The 19,982-nt window shown below is 70.6% G+C and carries 12 protein-coding genes; 10 read left to right on the top strand and 2 right to left on the bottom strand.

Going from position 1 to position 19,982, the window contains the following annotated elements; all coding sequences use genetic code 11:
* Positions 1-117 precede the first annotated feature (117 nt).
* Positions 118-369: an acyl carrier protein gene (locus tag ACIBAE_RS25400; RefSeq protein WP_399289639.1), complete on the bottom strand. Its 252-nt coding sequence runs from the start codon at positions 367-369 to the stop codon at positions 118-120.
* Between the two features lie 657 nt (positions 370-1,026).
* Here ACIBAE_RS25400 and ACIBAE_RS25395 point away from each other — a divergent pair.
* The 7 genes from ACIBAE_RS25395 to ACIBAE_RS25365 all read left to right on the top strand — a co-directional run bounded on the left by ACIBAE_RS25395 (position 1,027) and on the right by ACIBAE_RS25365 (position 12,147).
* The gene (locus ACIBAE_RS25395; protein WP_399289637.1) at positions 1,027-2,391 is read left to right on the top strand and encodes a condensation domain-containing protein; all 1,365 of its coding nucleotides are present in this window, start codon (positions 1,027-1,029) and stop codon (positions 2,389-2,391) included.
* Positions 2,381-4,816: a peptidase domain-containing ABC transporter gene (locus ACIBAE_RS25390; RefSeq protein WP_399289635.1), complete on the top strand. Its 2,436-nt coding sequence runs from the start codon at positions 2,381-2,383 to the stop codon at positions 4,814-4,816. The genes ACIBAE_RS25395 and ACIBAE_RS25390 overlap by 11 nt, the downstream gene beginning before the upstream one ends.
* Before the next feature lie 119 nt (positions 4,817-4,935).
* Positions 4,936-6,516: a class I adenylate-forming enzyme family protein gene (locus ACIBAE_RS25385; protein WP_399289633.1), complete on the top strand. Its 1,581-nt coding sequence runs from the start codon at positions 4,936-4,938 to the stop codon at positions 6,514-6,516.
* On the top strand, positions 6,516-7,853 hold the full coding sequence (locus tag ACIBAE_RS25380; protein ID WP_399289631.1) for a type III PLP-dependent enzyme: 1,338 nt from the start codon (positions 6,516-6,518) through the stop codon (positions 7,851-7,853). The genes ACIBAE_RS25385 and ACIBAE_RS25380 overlap by 1 nt, the downstream gene beginning before the upstream one ends.
* Entirely contained in the window at positions 7,846-9,084 is a 1,239-nt protein-coding gene (locus tag ACIBAE_RS25375) for an acyl-CoA dehydrogenase family protein (RefSeq protein WP_399289629.1), read from the top strand. Before ACIBAE_RS25380 ends, ACIBAE_RS25375 begins: the two co-directional genes overlap by 8 nt.
* Positions 9,085-9,142: 58 nt before the next feature.
* The gene (locus tag ACIBAE_RS25370) at positions 9,143-10,330 is read left to right on the top strand and encodes a nucleotidyltransferase family protein (protein ID WP_399289627.1); all 1,188 of its coding nucleotides are present in this window, start codon (positions 9,143-9,145) and stop codon (positions 10,328-10,330) included.
* 401 nt (positions 10,331-10,731) lie between these two features.
* The gene (locus tag ACIBAE_RS25365; RefSeq protein ID WP_399289625.1) at positions 10,732-12,147 is read left to right on the top strand and encodes a DUF2252 domain-containing protein; all 1,416 of its coding nucleotides are present in this window, start codon (positions 10,732-10,734) and stop codon (positions 12,145-12,147) included.
* Between the two features lie 489 nt (positions 12,148-12,636).
* Here ACIBAE_RS25365 and ACIBAE_RS25360 read toward each other — a convergent pair whose 3' ends face one another.
* Complete coding sequence (locus ACIBAE_RS25360; RefSeq protein WP_399289623.1) at positions 12,637-13,338, bottom strand: glycoside hydrolase family 75 protein; 702 nt, start codon at positions 13,336-13,338, stop codon at positions 12,637-12,639.
* 490 nt (positions 13,339-13,828) lie between these two features.
* Between ACIBAE_RS25360 and ACIBAE_RS25355 the strand changes: the two genes are divergently transcribed.
* From ACIBAE_RS25355 to ACIBAE_RS25345, 3 genes are all read left to right on the top strand, one after another.
* Entirely contained in the window at positions 13,829-14,830 is a 1,002-nt protein-coding gene (locus ACIBAE_RS25355) for a helix-turn-helix domain-containing protein (RefSeq protein WP_399289621.1), read from the top strand.
* Positions 14,831-15,005: 175 nt separating this feature from the next.
* Positions 15,006-17,960 carry a GH92 family glycosyl hydrolase gene (locus ACIBAE_RS25350; RefSeq protein ID WP_399289619.1) on the top strand — a complete coding sequence of 985 codons (2,955 nt, stop codon included), beginning with the start codon at positions 15,006-15,008 and terminating at the stop codon, positions 17,958-17,960.
* 134 nt (positions 17,961-18,094) lie between these two features.
* The gene (locus ACIBAE_RS25345) at positions 18,095-19,969 is read left to right on the top strand and encodes a LamG-like jellyroll fold domain-containing protein (RefSeq protein WP_399289617.1); all 1,875 of its coding nucleotides are present in this window, start codon (positions 18,095-18,097) and stop codon (positions 19,967-19,969) included.
* Positions 19,970-19,982 lie beyond the last annotated feature (13 nt).

The following is a 19,982-nucleotide window of genomic DNA, read 5'->3' as shown; positions in this document are numbered from 1 at the left end:
CCTTCCTCAGCCGACCGGCTGACGAAGGGGCTCGCCCGTCGGCTGTCCGGGCGCCGCGGGACCGCCCGCCGTGTCCGGGGCGGCCGGCTCGGACGTACCGCATGCCCGGGCCGGCCCTCAGCCGGGCTGATCCAGTTTTGTCTCCGCCAGCGCGACAATGCTCCCGAGCGTGGCGAAGTTCTCGAAGGCGAGTTCCTCGTCCTCAAAAGTGATGTCCAGGACTTCCTCAAGATTCAGCGTCAGCTCCACGACGCTCAGTGAATCCAGACCGTGGTCGCCGAGCCGATCACCGTCGTCGAAGGCAGCCGCCCCACCAAGAACCTTCTCGATTTGAGTCCGTACGAGCATCGTTGTCTGATTCTTGTCCACTTGTTGCCCTTCAAGGAAACATCCGGGTCGGGTTCGCGGCCGCACGACCGTGCGTGGGTACGACGCCCCGCCGCCTCAGGATCATCACACACTTGACAAGAGTGCGTCCATACTCTTGACTCTGATATTGACTCATTCAGTCAAGGTGATTTGACGCGTTGCTACGCTCCGGCTCGGGCCGTCAGGTCGGCTCGATGAGGTTCTGCGGGTCATGGTTTGACACTATTTAGGCGATTTTAGCGGTCGCTCACGGTGATTCAGCGAGTGTGCTGATCGCCTTTTTCTGCGTGCTCAAAAACGGAAATCAAACGTCAAAAACAAGGCCGATGAGGGCTTGTGCAATCTGATTTCCGATGGTTATTGTCTGTGTCGTCAGAGGGAAACTGTCCCTCTCAGTCAAGTAAGTGAGGTGAATGTCATGGAGAACACCAGCAACTTCGAGGTCGTCGACATCGAGGCGCTCTCCGACGAGGCGCTCGCGGACATCATCGGTGGCTCCGGCCCGGTCATCCTGGGCGGCAACCCCTGCGGCTGATTATCCACCGCAGCACAACGGTGTCCGGACGGGATCTTTCCCGTCCGGACACCGGGCGCCATCGGCCGGGCGGGCGGATATACCGCCCGGCCGGTCCCATCTTCCGTGGAAATGGAAAAGGTGTGCATCGCAACGGATCCGCTGCCGGACCGAACCTTTCATACGCACAGGAACACGGTTACTGGCGGCTGGAGCGGGGAGAGCGGGAGCCGATCGCCGTCCAGGCAGTCCTGCGTCTGGACGGTCCGCTGGAAGTCCAGGCGTTCGAGGACGCCCTGCGCGCGCTCGTCGTCCGGCACGACGCACTGCGCCTCCGCATCGCGCGGGACGACCACGGACAGCCGTTCCAGCGGCTGGTACCCCCTCCCACCGACGCGGAACTGATGGCACGGACCCACATCAGGGCCCGCTCGGAGGACCAGTTCCTCGCCTACGCCTCACATGTGCGGGTCCGCTCGCTCGTCGCCGCCTGGCATTTGTCCGACCAGCCGCCCTTCCGTTTCCGGCTGCTGCGTCACTCACCCGAACTGCACATCTTCCTCGCCGACTTCTCGCAGCTCGCGATGGACGGCCGGGGCCGGTCCGTCTTCCTGCGCGAGCTGTGGGAGCTCTACGGGAGCGCCCTGCGGGGCGGTCGGCCGTCGCTGCCCGAACCGGCCGGCGATCTGCTCGGAGCCGTCCAGCGGGAGCGGACCCGGTTCGCGAAGAGGTCACGGACCGTCAGCCTCGGATACTGGACGGCGAAGTTCGAGGCACTCGGCCGGGTCCGTGCCGACCTCGCCTCCCTGGTGGTCATCCCCGGGGAGAAGGGGCACTCGCGAACGCCCTGCCATGTCCGGAACGTTCATCTGGACACCGACGCCTGGTCGGACGTCCGGAGCCGCGGCGAGGCGACCGGTTCGACGGAATTCCAGTGGCTCATGTCCCGGTTCGCCGCAGAGGTGTTCCGCAGCTCCTCCCGGCGGCACCTCGAAATCTCGGTCCCCATGGACATCAGGGCGACGGAGGACCGGTCGCTGCTGGGCAGATTCGCCGCTCCTTTCCCGCTGCTCATCCCGCGCTCCGAGGAACCCGACGACATTCTGAGGCATGTGAAGGCCGAGATCATGAAGACGATGCGTCACCGGCACATCAGCTACGCGGATATGGAGCGCGCACGTCGCCGGCACCCCGGCGCCTCCCCCTCCGAGCGCGGGGTGATCACCGTGCTGTCGAACGTGTACGGGAGCGCGTCCATGAAGGAGGCCCCCGGGGGACTCCGGATCACCCCGGGCGTGTTCCCCCGGCCGGCCGGCCTCACCAGCGACGGCATCGCCCTGGCCATCGAGGACCGCGGCCGGCAGGCCCGGCTGAGAATCAGCTTCGACCCGCGCGACCACCGCGCCGAGGACGCCGACCGCTTCACCCAGGCCCTCTCCGAAGCGGTGCGCGCCGGCGCCCGGCGGAGCACGGCCCCCCGTACGCCGGAGCGTGATCATGTCGCCTAGCGGTACCGGGCCGGCCGAGACGACAGCGACCGCTTCCGAAGGCGGCAGGGCCGGCGGCAGCGGTGCCGTGACCGCCTCCTCCACGACCACGCCATCCCGGGAGACCGGCCCCGGCCCCGGACCGAGGTTCCGGCGCCAGGCCGTGGCGGCCAAAGGCGTGTCCCGGGAATTCGGCCCTCCCGTCGAGGCAGGCCGGCTGCTGCGCCGGAAGGCGCCGGCCCCCGACACGGGCGCGGACCGCCGTCCGTCCGTCCGCCGGAGGCTGTCCGGTGGGCGTTCCCCCCGCGTCCCCGTACGACTGCAGTCGCAGACCAGCGACTGCGGAGCGGCCGCCCTGGCCATGGTGTTCGCCCTGCACGGCAAGGACATCGCGATCCGGGAGCTGCGGGACGCCACCGCGACCGGGCGCGACGGTGTCTCCGCGCGACGGCTGCTGGAGGTCGCGCGCGCCCACGGGTTTCACGGCCGGGGCATGCGCGTTCCGCTGGAGAACCTGAGCGATCTGCCCGCCGGGACGATCCTCTTCTGGAACTTCAACCACTTCGTGGTACTCGAACGTGTCAGCGGCCAGTGGGTGCACCTGGTCGATCCCCAGCACGGGCGCCGGCGGATGTCCCTCACCTCGGTCGGTGAGGCGTTCACCGGAATCGCCCTGCGGATCAGCCCGCCACTCCAGCCGGTTCCCGGCCGTGCGGCGCGAACCCGGCGCCGCCCCCGAAACCGCTCCGCGCGGGCGGAGAACCCCTGGCGCTACCTGCGGCTCTTCCTGCCCCGAGACACGGGCTGGACGCCCTTCGTGCTCTGCTCGCTCCTCCTCATGGGTTTCAATCTCGCCACCCCGCTCGCCACCCAGTACGTGGTCGAGCACGTGGCCCCCGGGCGTGCGGTCGACGGGGCCGGCTATCTGGCCGTGGGGCTGCCGGTCCTGATCGCCGCCTTCTTCACGCTGCAGCTCGTACGGTCCGTCTCGTTCCTCGCCATCCAGGCCCGGGTCGACGAGTCGGTGACCCTCGGCATTCTCGACAGACTCTTCTCGCTGCCCTACGACTTCTTCGCCAGCCGCAGCCCCGGTGACCTCCAGCAGCGGGTGCGGACCAGTTCCACCATCCGCCAGGTGCTGTCCGTCACCGCGTTCACCAGCCTCTTCGACGGCGTGCTGATCCTGGTCTACATGACGCTGCTGGTCCTCGCCGATCCGCTGCTCGCCCTCCTGGTCATCGGCGTCGCACTGACACAGATCGTGGTCCTCGTGCTGTTCTGGCGCCGGCAGGAGTACGCCAGCACCGACGCCCTGGAGGCGCAGGCACACGCCGAGGCCGAACTCGTCGAGCTGCTCGCGGGCATGCCGACCCTGAAGTCGGCGGGCGTGGAAAGCGTCGTGGGCCGGCGCTGGAGCCACGCGCTGGCCGACGAGCTGAACACCCGCCTGCGCAGCAGGCGGCTGCTGGCGCTGTCCTCCGGCCTCAGCGCCGCGCTGCAGGTCGGCGCGCCCCTGCTGATCCTCGGCGCGGGATCGCTGAGGGTCTCGCAGGACGCGCTGTCGCAGGGCAAGGTACTGGCGTTCAGCGTGCTCGCCATGGGACTGCTCGTACCGCTCGCCAACCTGGTCCAGGTGTGTCTCCAGGTCTCCGGCCTCGGCGCGGCGCTGTCACGGCTGAGCGACATCATGGAGAACCCGCAGGAACGCCGCAGCACCGACGTCGTGCTGGGAGTCGCGGGTGAACTCCGCGTGGAGGACGTGTCGTTCGCCTACCAGTCCGGTCATCAGGTGCTGGAGGACGTGTCGTTCACCGTCCCCCGGGGCAGTTTCACCACACTGCTCGGGGGGTCCGGTTCCGGCAAGTCGTCCTGCGCCCTGCTGCTGGCCGGGCTGCACACGCCCTCGTCGGGACGCGTGATGGTCGACGGCCACGACCTCGCCGGCGCGGACACCACGGCCTACCGGCGCTCCATCTCCTTCGTCACCCAGGACGCCCGCCTGTTCGGCGGCACGATCCGGGAGAACATCGCGTGGGGCGGCACCGAGGTCTCCCGCGCCGACGTCGAGGAAGCGGCCTCGGCCGCGGGGATCCACGACGACGTCATGGCGATGCCCATGAGGTACGACACCTTGCTGACGGCGGGCGGCGGAGGGCTCTCCGGAGGCCAGCGGCAGCGGGTGGTCCTGGCCAGGGCCCTGGTGCGCAAGCCCGCGCTGCTGATCCTGGACGAAGCCACCAGCGCGCTCGACCCCGTACTGGAGCGGCAGATCTTCCAGCGCCTCGTCTCCCTGGGCTGCACGCTCGTCGTCGTCGCCCACCGGCTCACCGCCGTGCGCGACGCCGATCAGGTGGTGGTCCTCGACCGCGGCCGGATCGTCCAGACCGGGCGGCACCACGAACTCCTCGCGGCCGGCGGCCTCTACCGGGAGCTGGTGGGCACATGACCGACGGGTACCGGAGCACCCAGGAAAGAACTCCGCGCGAAAGGGCCGAACACCGCTCACCGTTCGCCGGGACGCGCGTTCTCACCGCTGGGCACGGCCCGGCCGACGACGGAGACCGGATGAGCGACGCGGAGCCGCGCACCGACCGGAGCCACGACGCGCCCGCGAAGGCCCCGGACGCCGGATCGGGCCCGCCCGCCGACGTGGTCTCGCTGCTGGACCGGGCCGTACGCCGGTACGGCTCGCGGCCCGCCGTACGCGACGCGAGCGGCCGGTGGAACTGGAGCGAGCTGTCCGACGCCGGTCACCGCGTCGCACGCGCGCTGACCGGCCACGGACTGGTCCCGGGGGCGAGGGTGCTGATGGTGCTGCCCGCCGGCCGCGCCTTCGTCGCGGTGCTTTTCGGAGCGCTGCGTGCCGGTGCCACGGTGGTCCCCGCGAGCGGTTCCGCCAGCGGGTTCGAGGTGGACTGGCTGCTCACCGACGCGCGACCCGCGCTCGTGGTGACCGACCGCGAGGAGATCCGCGGGGCGGCTGCGGCCGCCGGTGTCCCCGTCGTGACCCCCTCGGCGCTGCTGGACGCCGCCCCCGTGCCGTCGAGTACGGCCGGGCCCGGTGCGGGGCGCCCTGATCCCTCCGGCGCCGGAGCGCCGGTCCCGCGCGAAACCGCGATCCTCCTCTACACCTCCGGTTCCACCGGGCGCCCCAAGGGCATCATCTGCCCGCACCGGGCCGTCGTGTTCGCGGTGCGTTCCATCGCGGCGAGGCTGCGGTACCGGTCCGGGGACATCGTGTGGAGCAGGCTGCCGCTCTCCTTCGACTACGGCCTCTACCAGATCTTCCTGTGCGCCTTCGCGGGCGCGGAACTCGTCCTGCCGGCCGCGGAGACGTCCGCTCAGGAACTGGCGCTGATCAGGGAATCCGGAGCCACGGTCCTGCCGGTGGTGCCCACCCTGGCCGGCCTGCTGGCACGACTGGCGGCCCGGGACCGGCGCCCCACCGGCGTACGCCTGATCACCAACACCGGGGCGGCACTGGTGGGCGGCGACGCGCGGCGCCTGCGGTCGGCCTTCCCCGACGCCTCACTCGTCTGCATGTACGGCATGAGTGAGTGCAAGCGGATCACCGTCGCCCGCCCGGACGAAGACCTGGCGCACCCGGAGACGGTCGGACGGGCGCTGCCCGGCACCCGGCTCTTCGTGGTGGACGGCGACGGCGTCCCGCTCCCGCCCGGGGAGGTGGGCGAGATCGTTTCCGCCGGCCCCCACGTCATGTCCGGCTACCGGAACGCACCGGAGGAGAGCGCCCGGAGGTTCCGGTCCGCGCCGGACGGCGACGGGCCCGCCCTGTTCACCGGTGATCACGGACGTCTGGACGAGGCGGGACGCCTGTACTTCACCGGCCGCGCCGACGACATCTTCAAGCGCCGTGGCTGGCGTCTGAGCACCCAGGAGCTGGAGACCGCGATGCTGGACATACCCGGAGTGGAGGCCGCCGTGGCCACCCCGCCCGACGAGGACGGGGTGCTCACCGTATGGGCGGTCACCCGCCACTCGGAGCGCGATGTACTGCGCGCGCTGGCCGACCGGCTGGCGCCCGCCAAGGTCCCGGACCGCTGCCTCGTTCGGGACACGCTGCCGCGTACCCCGAACGGCAAGATCGACAAGGCCGCCCTGCGCGCCTCGGTCCGGGTGTCGTGATGGGTTCCCCGACAACCGGCACGCGGTCCAGGCGGAACCGCACACCCGAGCCGGCGGTGGACGACCACGGGCACCTGCGGGAGCTGGCCCGGCGATTCGGCACCCCCGCCTACGTGTACGACCTCGCCGCGCTGCGGACCGCCGCCACGGCCCTGGCCGACGACCTGCCCGCCGGAACCGAGCGGCTGTACTCCCTCAAGGCCAATCCGCACCCCGCGGTGGTCCGGGAGCTCGCCGCCCACGGACTGGGAGCGGAGGTCAGCTCGACGGGCGAACTCGACATCGCCCTGGCCGCGGGCCACCCGGCCGAACGGATCCTGTACACGGGCCCGGGCAAGACCCGGACCGAGACCCGCGCGGCGCTGGAGGCCGGGGTGGTGATGTTCTCCGTGGAATCCCTCGGGGACCGGGACCGTCTCGCCCGTGCCTGCGCCGAGACCGGTACGGACGCGGAGTACCTGGTCAGACTCAACGGCCCGCGCGGCAGTCAGCGGGGATCCCTGCGGATGACGGGACGTCCGACGGCCTTCGGCACGGATGTGACGGCCGAGGACGATCTGGCGCGCATGCTGGCGCCGTCCGGCCGGACCCGCCCGATCGGCACCCACACCTTCTCGGCCAGCAACGTGAACGACCCCGACGCCCTGGCACTCGAACTGGAGCAGGCGGTGGCCACCACCGCGCGGGTGGTGGCACAGACGGGCTTCACCCCGGAACTGCTCGATCTCGGCGGCGGGTTCTCCGCGCCCTCGGGCCGACCCGGCGGCCTCGTCCGCCATCCGCTGCTGGCCGCCGCGCTGTCCACGGCGCTCGACGACCACTTCGCCGGATGGCGGCGCGGCAGGCCCCGGGTCGTCGTCGAGTCGGGCCGGTACCTGACGGCGACCGCCGGCACCCTCCTGACCACGGTCGTCGACGTCAAGGAATCGGGTGGCCGGACCTTCGCCGTACTGGACGCCGGCGTCAACGCGCTCGGAGGGATGTCGGGACTGGGCCGTCTGATGACGCCCGGCGCCCGGCCGTACCCGGTCGGACCGGGCGATCGCGCGACAGGCACGGACGAGTCCGGCCCCGGCACGCCACGGAGCGCCGGACCGGTGAGCCTCGTCGGCCCGCTCTGCACACCGCTCGACGTGCTGAACGGAGCTGCCGCGATGGAGGCACCTCGGCCCGGTCAGCTCCTCGCCGTGCCGAATGTCGGCGCCTACGGCCTGACGGCGAGCCTGCTCGGCTTCCTCAGCCGGCCCGCCCCCGTCGAGATCGTCGTGGACGGTGAACGCCTCGTGTCCGCGAGGCGGTTGGTACTGCAGCCGATGGAGGTCGAGGCGCATGCCTGACACATCTTCCGTGCCGAAGGCACGCGTGCCCGACGCGCGGAGCGCTCCCCGGGACGAGCACGCGGCCGACGGCCTCCGCGACCTGGTCGAAACACTCGCCCGGCACGCGGCCGAGGTCGACCGCGAGGCCCGGTTCCCGGTGGAGAGCATGGGCGCGCTGCGGCGCGCCGGCTATCTCGGCTATCTCGTGCCGACGGAGTACGGGGGCATGGGAGGCGATCTCGCCGGATTCGTGGACACCGCCCAACAGCTCGCCGGGGGCTGCCTGTCGACGGCGATGATCTGGGCGATGCACTGCCAGCAGGTCGACGTGCTGGTCCGGCACGCGAGCCCCTGCCTGCGGGCCGAGATCCTGCCCCGGGTCGCCGGGGGCGAGGTGTACCTCGCCTCGGTGACGACCGGCTCCGTCGGCGGAGGCCAGCTGCTGACGGCCTCCGAGCCGCTGCTCGGCGTATCCCCGGAGCAGGGCCCGGACGCCGACGACTTCCTCGTCCTGCGCAGAACGGCCCCGGTGGTGACGGGCGGAGCACACGCCGGGGGTTTCCTCGTCACCATGCGCTCCGGCGAGGACGCGGCCGAGCACGCCGTCTCCCTGGTCTACGCCGACCGCGCGGAGCTGCGGGTGGAGCACACGGGCGAGTGGAATCCGCTGGGCATGCGGGCGACCGACAGCGCCCCCCTGTACCTCCAGGGCACGGTACGGCGCGATCACCTCATCGGTCAGCCGGGCCGGTTCCGGGAGATCGCGGCGGACAGCATGGTCCCGGTCGGCCACCTGGCGTGGAGCGCCTGCTGGCTGGGGACCGCGCGCAAAGCCTTCTCGGACCTGATCCGGCACCTGGGCAAGGACCCCCGCACCGACCTGTCCTCGCCCCTGGTCCGCGAACGCATCGCCCGGATCAGGCTGGACCTGGAACTGGTCAGCGCCTATCTCGGCAGAACGCGCGAGGAGGTCGACACCGTACGCGCGGCCGGCCGGACGATGGACGGGGCGGCGCTCCGTATCCATCTCAACACCCTCAAGCTCGCCGCCTCGGAGCTGACGTTCTCCGCCGTGGACCGCATGGTGCAGCTGGCCGGGCTGTCCCTGGGCTACAGCGCCGACTCGGCTCTGCCCCTGGAGCGCGCCTTCCGGGACCTGCGGTCGGCGTCACTGAACTACTCCAACGACCGGCTGTGGACCGCCAACGGGGCGCTGGCACTGATGGACCGCGGGGTCACTCTGCTGTGAGCCGCGCCCCGGTTCCGCCCTTCCCGCATCCCCCACACCGTTCTTCCAGGAGGAACCCATGATCACCGCACCCGACCGGGTCCCCCGCAGCGCGCCGGGCAGCACGACGGGGCCGCTCGCGCCCGGAGTGGACCCGGACGTCTGGACCGTCCTGGTGATGGTCGCCGAACTGCAGGGACCGGACGGCGAACCCGACGCGCGGGTGGCCCTGCTCTCCCGCGAGGACTTCGATCACGGACGGCTCGTCGAACAGGCCATGCGGCACAGACTGATCGCCGCGCTGGCCGATTTCCTCGTCCGGCACGGACTGTTGCCGGTCATCCCGGCCCGGCTGCGGTACTGCCTCGTCATGTACCTCCGCACGAACCGCCACCGCACCGAGGTCTACACCGCGGAGGCGGCCCGGGTGTCCCGGGAGCTGGCATCGGCGGGGGTGACAGCCGCCTGGACCAAGGGAGTCATCGCTCAGGAGCTCCTCTACGGCGGCTCCGCCGTACGCATGTTCAATGACATCGACCTGATGATCGCTCCGCAGGACCGGTCCGCGGTCCAGGAGCTGCTGCCGGCCATCGGCTATGTCCCGGACTGCGTCTGGGACGAGGAGAGCGCCCGCCTGGTACCCCGCTCACGGACCGATCTGCGCATCTACCAGCTGTCACCCGACCACCTGCCCCATTTCAACCGGATCGGGCCCGATCCGGTGATGCCGTACACGGTGATCGATGTCGCGAACAGCCTGACATGGCACGGAAGCCCGTGGCAGGTGCCGATGGACACGGTGATGTCCCGGACCCGGACGGTCGAACGCCGCGACGGCGAAAGCGTGCCCGCGCTGTCGGCCGGCGACTCCTTCCTCTTCACCTGCCTGCATCTGTTCCGCGAGGGCTGGCTGGATCGCTTCGCACGCGCCAAGGGGCTGAGCCTGTCGCAGTTCGGCGATGTCCTCAGGGAATGGACCCGGCTCACGCGGGACGAACGGCGGGCCCTCGCCGGGGAGATCGCGGCCCTGGGCCTCGCCGAGCCGGTCGCCTGGGTCAGCGGTCACACCGACGCTGTCTTCGGCAGCGACATCACGGCGGGCCTGGGCCTCGGCGAGTACGCGAACGAGGCATGGCTGGCCGGAGCGATGGGCGCCAACGGCAAGCCACTGCGGTGGTCGGGCGACATGCGGGCATGGCTCACCGGTCGCGGTACGGAGCGGCCCATGCCGCAGGACGACAGCGCGGATCACCCCACCGCCGGGTGAAGCGGTCCGGAGCTGGTCCGGGCTGGTCCGGGGCCGGGGCGGGTGACGCGGCGGGTCCCGCCGGTACGTCGGGCGGACGGGCCGGGAGACCTGACCGCGACCGTGGCACGCGTCGCCGCCCCCCGGCCCGCCCCCGCGTACGGGCTCACGCGCCGGGCCGCACGGCCGTCGCGCACACGCGGCCCCGGCGCTCCGCCCGCACGCGGGATGCGCGGCGGGCGAAGACGTGTTTCCGTGAGGGGGAGAGCGACCGGGCCGGCGAACCGGGCAAACGGGACGCCCGGGCATCCGTGCGGGAAACCCTGGCAGGAGGACCGCCTCATGTACGAGAACCGCCCCATGAGCAGCCACGTCACCGGGACCGGTGCGCGCGGCGCTGCCCGGAGCCGAGCGGAGCGCGCATGACAGGCCGAGCCGGAGTGACCGGAGAACCGGGACAGCACCTCACCCCGCAGGAGCGTGCCGAACGAGGCAGGGCGGCCCGCGCGACGACGCCGCGCTCCGCGCACGCCGCCTTCGAACCGGCCCCCGACCGGCCGGATCCGCTGGCCCTCATCGAAGAGCAGTCGGCGACCCGGGTGAGTGAACTCGTCCCCATCCGCTACAGCCGCATGCGGGAATCGCCGTTCCGTTTCTACCGGGGCGCGGCGGCCATCATGGCGGCGGACCTGGCCGCCACCCCGAATTCGGGCCTCACCGCCCAGCTCTGCGGGGACGCGCACCTGCTGAACTTCCGGCTGCTGGCCTCGCCCGAACGCCATCTGATGTTCGACATCAACGACTTCGACGAGACCCACCCCGGCCCCTGGGAGTGGGACGTCAAGCGGCTGGCCACGAGTCTGGTCATCGCCGGCCGGGCCAACGGCTACACGACCAAGGAGCGCGCGGACATCGTGCGGGCCACGGTCAGGTCGTACCGCGAACGCATGCGGACGCTGGCGGGCATGGGGAACCTGGAGGTCTGGTACGCCCACGAGGACGTCGAGGAGCTCCGGGCCATGGAGCCCAACAGAATGGACAAGGCCCGCCGCAAGCGCCTCACCCGCGCGCTGGCCAAGGCCCGCTCCCGCGACAACATCAAGGCGTTCGAGAAGCTGACGTACTTCGCCGACGGTGAGTACCGGATCGCCCCCGACCCGCCCCTGATCACCCCGCTCGCCGATCTGCTGCCGGACCTGGAGCGCGATCAGCTCGAAGGTGCGATCCGCGAACTGGTCTCGGGCTACGCCGACTCACTCGCATCGGACCGGCGCGGGCTGCTCGCCCAGTACCGGCTGGCCGACGTGGCCCGCAAGGTGGTCGGGGTCGGCAGCGTCGGCACCCGGTGCTGGATCATCCTGCTGCTCGGCCGGGACGGCAACGACCCGCTCCTGCTCCAGGCGAAAGAAGCCGACGTGTCGGTCCTCGCCCGGTACACCGGCGGCAGCGAGTACAAGAACCAGGGACGGCGGGTCGTCGCCGGACAGCGTCTGATGCAGGCCACCAGCGACATCTTCCTCGGCTGGAAGCGCACCACCGGCATCGACGGGCAGCAGCGGGACTTCTACGTACGCCAGTTGCACGACTGGAAGGGCATCGTCGAACCCGAGGGAATGGTCCCGGACAGCCTGCGCAGGTTCGGCGTGCTGTGCGGCGCCACCCTGGCCCGGGCCCACGCCCGGTCCGGCGACCGCATCGCCATCGCCGGCTATCTCGGCGCCGGGGACCCGTTCGACCGGGCGCTGCCGGTCTTCGGCGAGTCCTACGCCGACCAGAACGAACGCGACCACGCGGCGCTCGTCGAAGCGGTGCGGGCCGGCCGGATGCCGAGCGCCTGAGCGGGAAAGGCAGCAAGAGGGCAGGAAAAAGGCAGAAAAAGCAGAAAGGCGGGGCGGGCCGGCACTCGGCCGCCCCGCCCGGCGTGCGGACGGGGCGGCCGAGTGCCGGCAGGCTGAAAAGGGCGCCTGCTCGGTGGGGTGCGGCTCGGCGAGTGTCAGCGGGTGACCATCAGCCGCTTGACGGCGTAATTGGTGCCGTACGTGTCCACTGCGCACTCGTTCCGGTCATCCGTCCTCCCGCTGGACGACCGAGCCTACGGGGCCGACGCGCCGCCGCGTCCCCCGGCCGGGGCCCGCCGGGAGACGCGTACGGGCGTGTGCGCTGTCGGCCGCCCATGCGCCGCGTTGTCGAAATCACCCGAGTACGTCCAGTACGAGGGTGATTCTCCGCTTTGCGATCGCACGCACCGGATGCCGCGTGACCCGCCTTTCGGGCGGACGGGGCTACTTCCCCGACACGGCTTAATTCTCCGTGAGACCCGACACGGCTTAGTTCTCCGTGAGGAACCGCTGGGCCAGGGCGTCGCCCCGGCTCACCGCGTCCGCGTGGCTCTCGATCGGACTCGCCTGAGAATTCTTGAACAGGATGTAGGTGACGCCCGATTCGGCGCCTCCGTACTCCGGGTCGGGGTCGATTCCGAGCCCCGCGGCCGCGCTGTACGAGGCCTCGCCGATGATCTCGTCCGGTCCGGTGTCGCCGACGACCGCGTACTCGACCTGGTTGTTGTAGACGATCGCCACCACACCCCCGCCCTTGATGCCGGCCGAGGCGTAGTTCCAGATGCCGCTGGAGCTGGGCACCACGACATAGGGGAGAGCGGCCGAGTTCAGCGGCTGTCCGTTGGACTGGTGGAAGGCGGTGTCGTCCTGGAACCACGGGTCCGTGTCCCAGCCGCACTGCGGGGTGACCTGTCCGTCGCAGTCGATGTCCATGTCGGCCTTCCAGAAGACGGCGCCGTTCGCGTCGCAGACCGGTACGGTCGCGGAGGTCTCCTCGTCGGTGCGGTACTTGCCGTTCGAGATCTGCGAACAGCCCGTCACCTTGGCGAGCAGGGCGGAGGCGCTCACCGAGCCCTCCTGGGCGCCGCGCGGTGCGACGGTGGTCCGGTGGGGACTCGCGCCGGCGGGGAGGGCGGCGATGAGGGGGACGACCACGCCGGCGAGGAGCGCGGCGAAGGGGCGACGACGCATGGGGGGATCCTCTGTTAGGAAAGCTTCCTTACGTGGACATGACAAAACTGCCCGTGGTGTCACCCTTCGTCAACCCCTCATGCGCGCCGAGCTTCCGCAGGCGTCGCCGTTGAGATATGGCGACAGTGACATCCCGGAAGCGGCGACCGCCTTCCGGCCCATCCGGCCGACCGTGGACGGGCGTACCCGGTCGGTGGGTCAACGGCTTGGGCGCCCGGGGAAGCGGGACCGGGGAACCGGGGTACCGCACCGCGAAGGCCCGTCATGACCAGGGCGTATAGTGCAAATGCCCATCGTGGCCCCGCTCCGGCGGGCCCCTGGTGTCCCGGGTCCACCGCCGTGCCCGTACCGTCGCCCCGCACGCCGACGGCCCGGGCGGAACGCTCTCGTACGACGGCTCTCCGGCCGCGTCGGCGGCCGGGCCGCGCGTGGGCGCGGCGGCGCGGGCCGGCCCGGGGAAGTCCGGACGGCCCGCTGAGAGAGGAGCACCATGCTCGAGGCAGCGGGCCTCACCACGACCGAGGAAAGCGTCTACCGCTTCCTGGTGATGACATCCAACGCGACGGCGCACGAGATCGCGGAACACTCCGGTCTGACGCCGGGGGAGGCCGAGAGGGTACTCGCGGCACTCACCGCCAAGGGGCTCGCCAGTGCCACCGACCGGGTGCCGCCCACCTTTGCCGCCACCCCTCCGGACGTGGCCCTGCTGCCCCGCCTGCAGCGCAAGTCCGACGCGCTCGACCAGGCCCGTAGCGCCGTCACCGACCTGCTGGAGACCTACCGCAGCACCAGGCGCCGTACGGATCCCGACCAGCTCATCGAAGTGATCACCGGCGCCGAGGCACTGCGCCAGCACCTGCGGCAGATCCAGGACAGCGCCCGGCACGAGATGCTCTGGTTCTGCAAAGCGCAGTACGTGGCGATGCCCTCGGGAAGCAACCGCGCCGAGTACGACGCCCTCGCCCGGGGCGTGCGCTACCGCGTCCTGTACGAGCAGGCGTTCTTCGACGACTCCGGCGCCGTCGACAACGTCGTGGAGGGCGTGCGCGCGGGCGAGATGGCGCGGGCCGTACCGCACCTTCCGCTGCGCCTCGCCGTCGCCGACCGAGCCATCGGCATCTGCCCGCTGGTCCCCGGCGGCCCCGCCGGCAGCTTCGAGGAGCCCACCGCCGCGCTGGTTCGCGGCAGCAACCTGCTGGAGGCACTGGTGGCGCTGTTCGAGCGGTACTGGGAGGACGCCGTACCGCTGAACGTCAGCGCGTCGGGCACGGTCACCGGTACGGACGGCTCCGCCCGCGGCCATGTCCTCTCCGCGACGGACCGCCGGCTCCTGTCCCTTCTCGTCGCGGGCGTCGCCGACAAGGCCATAGCCAGTCAGATGGGGCTGAGCAGACGCACCGTACAGCGCCGCATCCAGGCCATGATGGCGCTCGCCGGCGCGACCACCCGGATGCAACTGGCCTGGCAGGCAGCGCGTCGCGGCTGGATGTAGGGGCTGGATGCAGGGCGGCGCGGCGATCGCAGGACAGGACAGGCTTCGCGCCGGGTTCACCCACCGGACTCCCCGGGGTCCTCTGGCCGCCTCCTCAGGTATGCAGCGTTGCGGCCGCACGTGCGCCGCTTTTCAAACGCGCAGCTCAGCAAGGCTTTTGGAAGGATCTCACGTCATGTGGGAAGTAGTTTCAGGTAAGTTGTCCCGCTCATCACCGCCCCTCGGAGGACGCCGCCGCCTGGTGGCGGGGGCGCTGGCCCTGGGCGCGCTCCTCGGGAGTCTGGTGCCCACCGCGGCGGCGGCTCAGGGAAGCACGATCGACGCGTTCGACGCCGTCGACCAGTTCATCGGTACGCAGCTCGACACCACCCAGAACAAGGGCAACAGCGCCTACGGCAACACCTGGCCCGGCGCGACCGTGCCGTTCGGCATGGTGCAGCCCAGCCCCACCACCTACCGGACGAGCGACGGCGACCAGAAGGGCGGGTACGAGTACACCGCCGACAAGCTCCGCGGCTTCGGCATGACCCGGCTCTCCGGCACCGGCTGCGAGGGCCGCTTCAGCGCCTTCGACTTCCCGGTCCTGCCGTACACCGGTGAACTGCCCGGCTACGCCCTGCCCAAGAGCCCGGCCGGCGCCATCACCGACTACTACCTCCCCTTCGACCACAAGGCCGAGAAGGCCGAGCCCGGCTACTACTCCGTCAAGCCGGCGAACGGTGTCAGGACCGAGCTGACCGCCACGACCCGTACGGCCGTCAGCCGCTACGACTTCCCCGCCCGGACCAACTCCACGCTGATCTTCGACGTCGCGGGCTCCAACAACCGCGTCTACGGCAGCGAGGTCCGCGTCGAGGGCAACACGGTCAGCGGCTGGGTCGACAGCGCCACCGTGTGCGAGGTCGGCGGCCGCTACCGCGCCTACTTCTCCGCCACCTTCGACCAGCCCATCCGGAAGTTCGGCACCTGGACGGGCGACACCGTCACCGCCGGCTCCGGCACCGCCCAGGCCGGCGAGGCCAAGCACGGCGCCGGCGCCTACCTGGTCTTCGACCAGGGCGCCAAGGTCACCGCGAAGACCGGCATGAGCTACGTCAGCATCGCCAACGCCGCCCGGAACGCCGCCACCGAGGTCGGCAAGCACGACTTCGACAAGGTACGGGACGGCGCCGCGCGCACCTGGCGCAAGGCCCTGAACACCGTCCAGGCCGACGGCGGCACCAAGGCCGAGCGCGTGAAGTTCTTTACCGCGCTCTACCACTCGATGCTGAACCCCAACGTCTTCGACGACGTCAACGGCGAGTACACCGGCTACGACGGCAAGGTCCGCAAGGTCGCCCCCGGCCGGCACTTCTACGTCACCTACGCCGGCTGGGACACCTACCGCAGCCAGTCGCAGCTCGTCGCGCTGCTCTTCCCGAAGGTCGGCGACGACATCAACCAGTCCATCGTGGACATGGTGACGCAGACCGGCACCTGGGCGAACTGGCCGCACCTCAACCAGGCCACCCAGAAGATGAGCGGCGACTCCCTGCAGTCGGTGCTCTCCTCGATCGACGCGTTCGGCAGCACCGACTACGACCGTGAGGCGGCCCTCGCCTCCATGGTCTCCACCCAGTCGCTGCCCGCGAAGGGCTCGCTGCGCGCCAACGGCTACCAGTTCGCCGGAGCCGGCTTCATCGAGAACCGCAAGGGCAACGTCGCCACGTCGACGACCCTCGAATACTCCATCGACGACTTCGGTATCGCCCAGCTCGCCCAGCGCCTCGGCGACAAGAAGTCGTACCAGCAGTTCATGACCCGCGCGCAGAACTGGCAGAACGTCTTCGACGACCAGACCCGCCAGATCCGTCCCCGCGAGCGGAACGGCTTCGACCGGAACTTCAACCTCGCCGAGCGCGGCGACCAGTTCGACCAGGCCACCGGCATCCAGTACGGCTGGCTCGTCCCGCAGAACGTCGGCACCCTGATCGAGAAGCGCGGCGGCACCGACGCCGCCATGAAGGACCTCGACGCGCACACCCAGAAGCTCGACGAGGGTGTGTACAACGTCGGCGGCGCCTACCTGAGCAACCAGCCCAGCTTCTCCATGCCGTACGTGTACAACTGGCTCGGCCGGCCCGACAAGACCGCCGACGTGCTCCGCCGCGCGGTCGGCGAGATGTACGGCACCACCCCGACCGGCCTGCCCGGCAACGACGACCTCGGCTCGCTCAGCTCCTGGTACGTCTGGGCCAACCTCGGTATCTACCCGTCGGTCTACGGCACCGCGAACCTCGTCATCGGCACGCCGATGTTCGAGCACATCAAGGTCAAGAGCGCCGGCGGCGACCGCGTCATCACCATCAAGGCGGACGGCGTCGCCGGCAAGAAGAAGTACGTCAAGAGCCTCAAGGTCGACCGCAAGGAGACCACCCGCTCCTGGGTCGGCGAGGACTTCGCCCGCAAGGGCGGCACGCTCGATTTCACCATGGCCGCCAAGCCCGGCACCTGGGGCACCGGCGCCGGCGACGTACCGCCGTCGTACACCGACGGAGGCGACAGCCGTAACAACACCGGCACCACCCCCGCCGGACAGGGCAACCTCGGCTCCCTCGACCTGAGCGACAACTCGCTCTCCCGCGAGCAGCTCGCGCAGGCGGGCGCCGCTCCCGGCGCGCGTCTGCCGCTCGGCGACACCGGCGTCGAGTTCCGCTGGCCGGCCACCGAGCCGGGACAGCCCGACAACTGGATCCCGCACGGCCAGCGCATCGAGATGGACGGCGTCAGGGCGACCGGCATCTCCTTCCTCGGCCTCGCCACCAACGGTCCGTCCCAGGGCACGGCGACCGTCGAGTACGCCGACGGGACCAGCCAGGAGGTGGCCGTCCAGCTCACCGACTGGACCCCCGGCACCACCTACCAGTTCGGCAACACACCGCTGGTGACCACGGGCGGCCGCAACAACGCGAACGGCACCTCCGACGCCACCCAGGCGAAGGTGTTCGCGACCGCGCCCCAGGCCCTCGACCCGGCCAAGCGGGTCGCGGCCGTCGTGCTGCCGCAGGGCAGCGACCGCGGCATCATGCACGTCTTCGATGTCGCACTCACCACCAAGGCCGCCCCGCAGGCGCCCGCCAACGGCCGCTGACCCGGCCGGTCACACCCGCCTGACCTGCTCATTCGTACGAAGGACGGCCGTTGCCGTTCAGATGTCCGCCATCGGACGGCCATAGCGGCTCAGCAGACTGCTTGCTGACGAAGCGTCCAGCAACGGAGTGCACCATGAGTACGGCAGGCAACCAGAAGAAGGTCGACAGACGAGCGCTGCTCACCGCGGCGCTCGCCGTGCCGGCCGCGGGCGCGGCGGCGACGGTGCTCGGCGCCGCGCCCGCGCAGGCGGCGACCGCGACGGCGGCCGGGGGCAAGTTCAACACCGACACCCCCCGGTTCGCCGTGGCCGTCCTCCCGGACACCCAGTACCTCTTCGACGCCGACAGCTCCGACCCCGAGCCGCTGCGCGAGACGTTCCGCTACCTCGTATCCGAACGGGGCTCGGCCAACATCGCGTTCATGACGCACCTGGGCGACGTCACGGAGCACGGCACCAAGGACGAGATCAACCTGGCCGCCGACACGTTCACGACCCTCGACGGCAAGGTGCCGTACAGCGTCCTCGCCGGCAACCACGACATCAACGGCGGGGACGACCAGCGCGGCGACTCCGCGTATCTCAAGGCGTTCGGCCCGCAGCGCTACCAGCCCATGCCGACCTTTGGCGGCTCCTCCCCGGACGGCTACAACAGCTATCACGTGCTGTACGCCGGCGGCCGCGAGTGGCTGATCCTCGCCCTCGACTGGCGGATCTCCGACAAGGGCGTGAAGTGGGCGCAGTCCGTGCTCAAGAAGCACAAGAAGCTGCCCGCCATCCTCACCACCCATGACATCGCCTGGGCCGAGGACGACGGAGTCGCGCAGCTGTCGGACAACGGCCGGCGGATCTGGGACCAGCTCATCCGCTCCAACGACCAGATCTTCCTCACCATGGGCGGACACTACTGGCCCCCCGGCCGCACGGTCCTCAAGAACGACGCGGGCCACGACGTCCACGTCCACATCACCAACTACCAGGACCGCTACTACGGCGGCGCCGGCATGATCCGCCTCTACAACTTCGACCTCGCCCGCGATGTCATCGACGTCGAGACCTTCTCGCCGTGGTTCCTCGCCCGCGACCCGAAGAAGCGGACACCGCTGGAGGCCGAGACCATCGAACTGACCGGCGACGTCGACCGGTTCAGCCTGGATATCGACTTCGACGAGCGGTTCGCCGGCTTCGCCCCGGTCAAGGAGCAGGACCCGCGCCCGGCCGGCGCCGTCATGCCGCGCGGCACCCTCGCGTACTGGCGCTTCGACTCCTCCGGCCTGCCCGACGCGCCGAAGGCCGGCAAGCCCGTCAAGGACGGGAAGGTCGCCCGCGACCTGACCGGCAACGGCAACGACCTGACGGTCAGCCGCCTGCACAGCAGCGCCGCCGAGGCCCTCACCTGGTCGAAGGACCACCACGCGGGCCAGCCGGCCCACGCGAGCCTGCTCTTCGACGGCGGGAAGTCCCCCGACCGCGGCGCGGTCCTCACCACCGGCCCCAAGGCTCCGCTCAACAACGAGAAGTTCACCTCGGGCTACACCATCGAGACCTTCGTCAAGCTTCCGGAGCCCTTCGAGGGCAACCACGACTGGATGGGCATCCTCAGCTGGGAGGGACGCAACGGCGACGCCGGCAAGACCACCGGCTGGTCGCAGGACGACCCCAGCTGCAGCCTCAACCTCTCCCCGGAGCGGTTCCTGCAGTTCATCGCCTACCCGTACATCGACGACACCGACCCCACGTCGTGGAGCCACGCCGTCCCGGTCGGCCGCTGGATGCACATCGCCCTCGTCAACGACGGTGAGCACACGGTGATGTACGTCGACGGCTCGAAGATCGCCCGTAACCCCACGCGGAGGTCGAACGGCATCGCCACCGTCGGCAAGCCCTTCGTCATCGGCGGTACCCAGTCCGCCGAGAAGTTCGGACAGGGCTTCTACGGCTGGATCGGTGACACCCGCATCGTGAACCGCGCCCTGAAGCCGAAGGACTTCCTGACGCCGTTCGCCTGACCGGGACCGGGAC

This window comes from Streptomyces sp. NPDC051569, assembly GCF_044454085.1.
Lineage (GTDB): Bacteria > Actinomycetota > Actinomycetes > Streptomycetales > Streptomycetaceae > Streptomyces.
The sequence above is the reverse complement of the archived record's forward strand: the minus strand, read 5'-3'. Positions and strand labels throughout refer to the sequence as shown.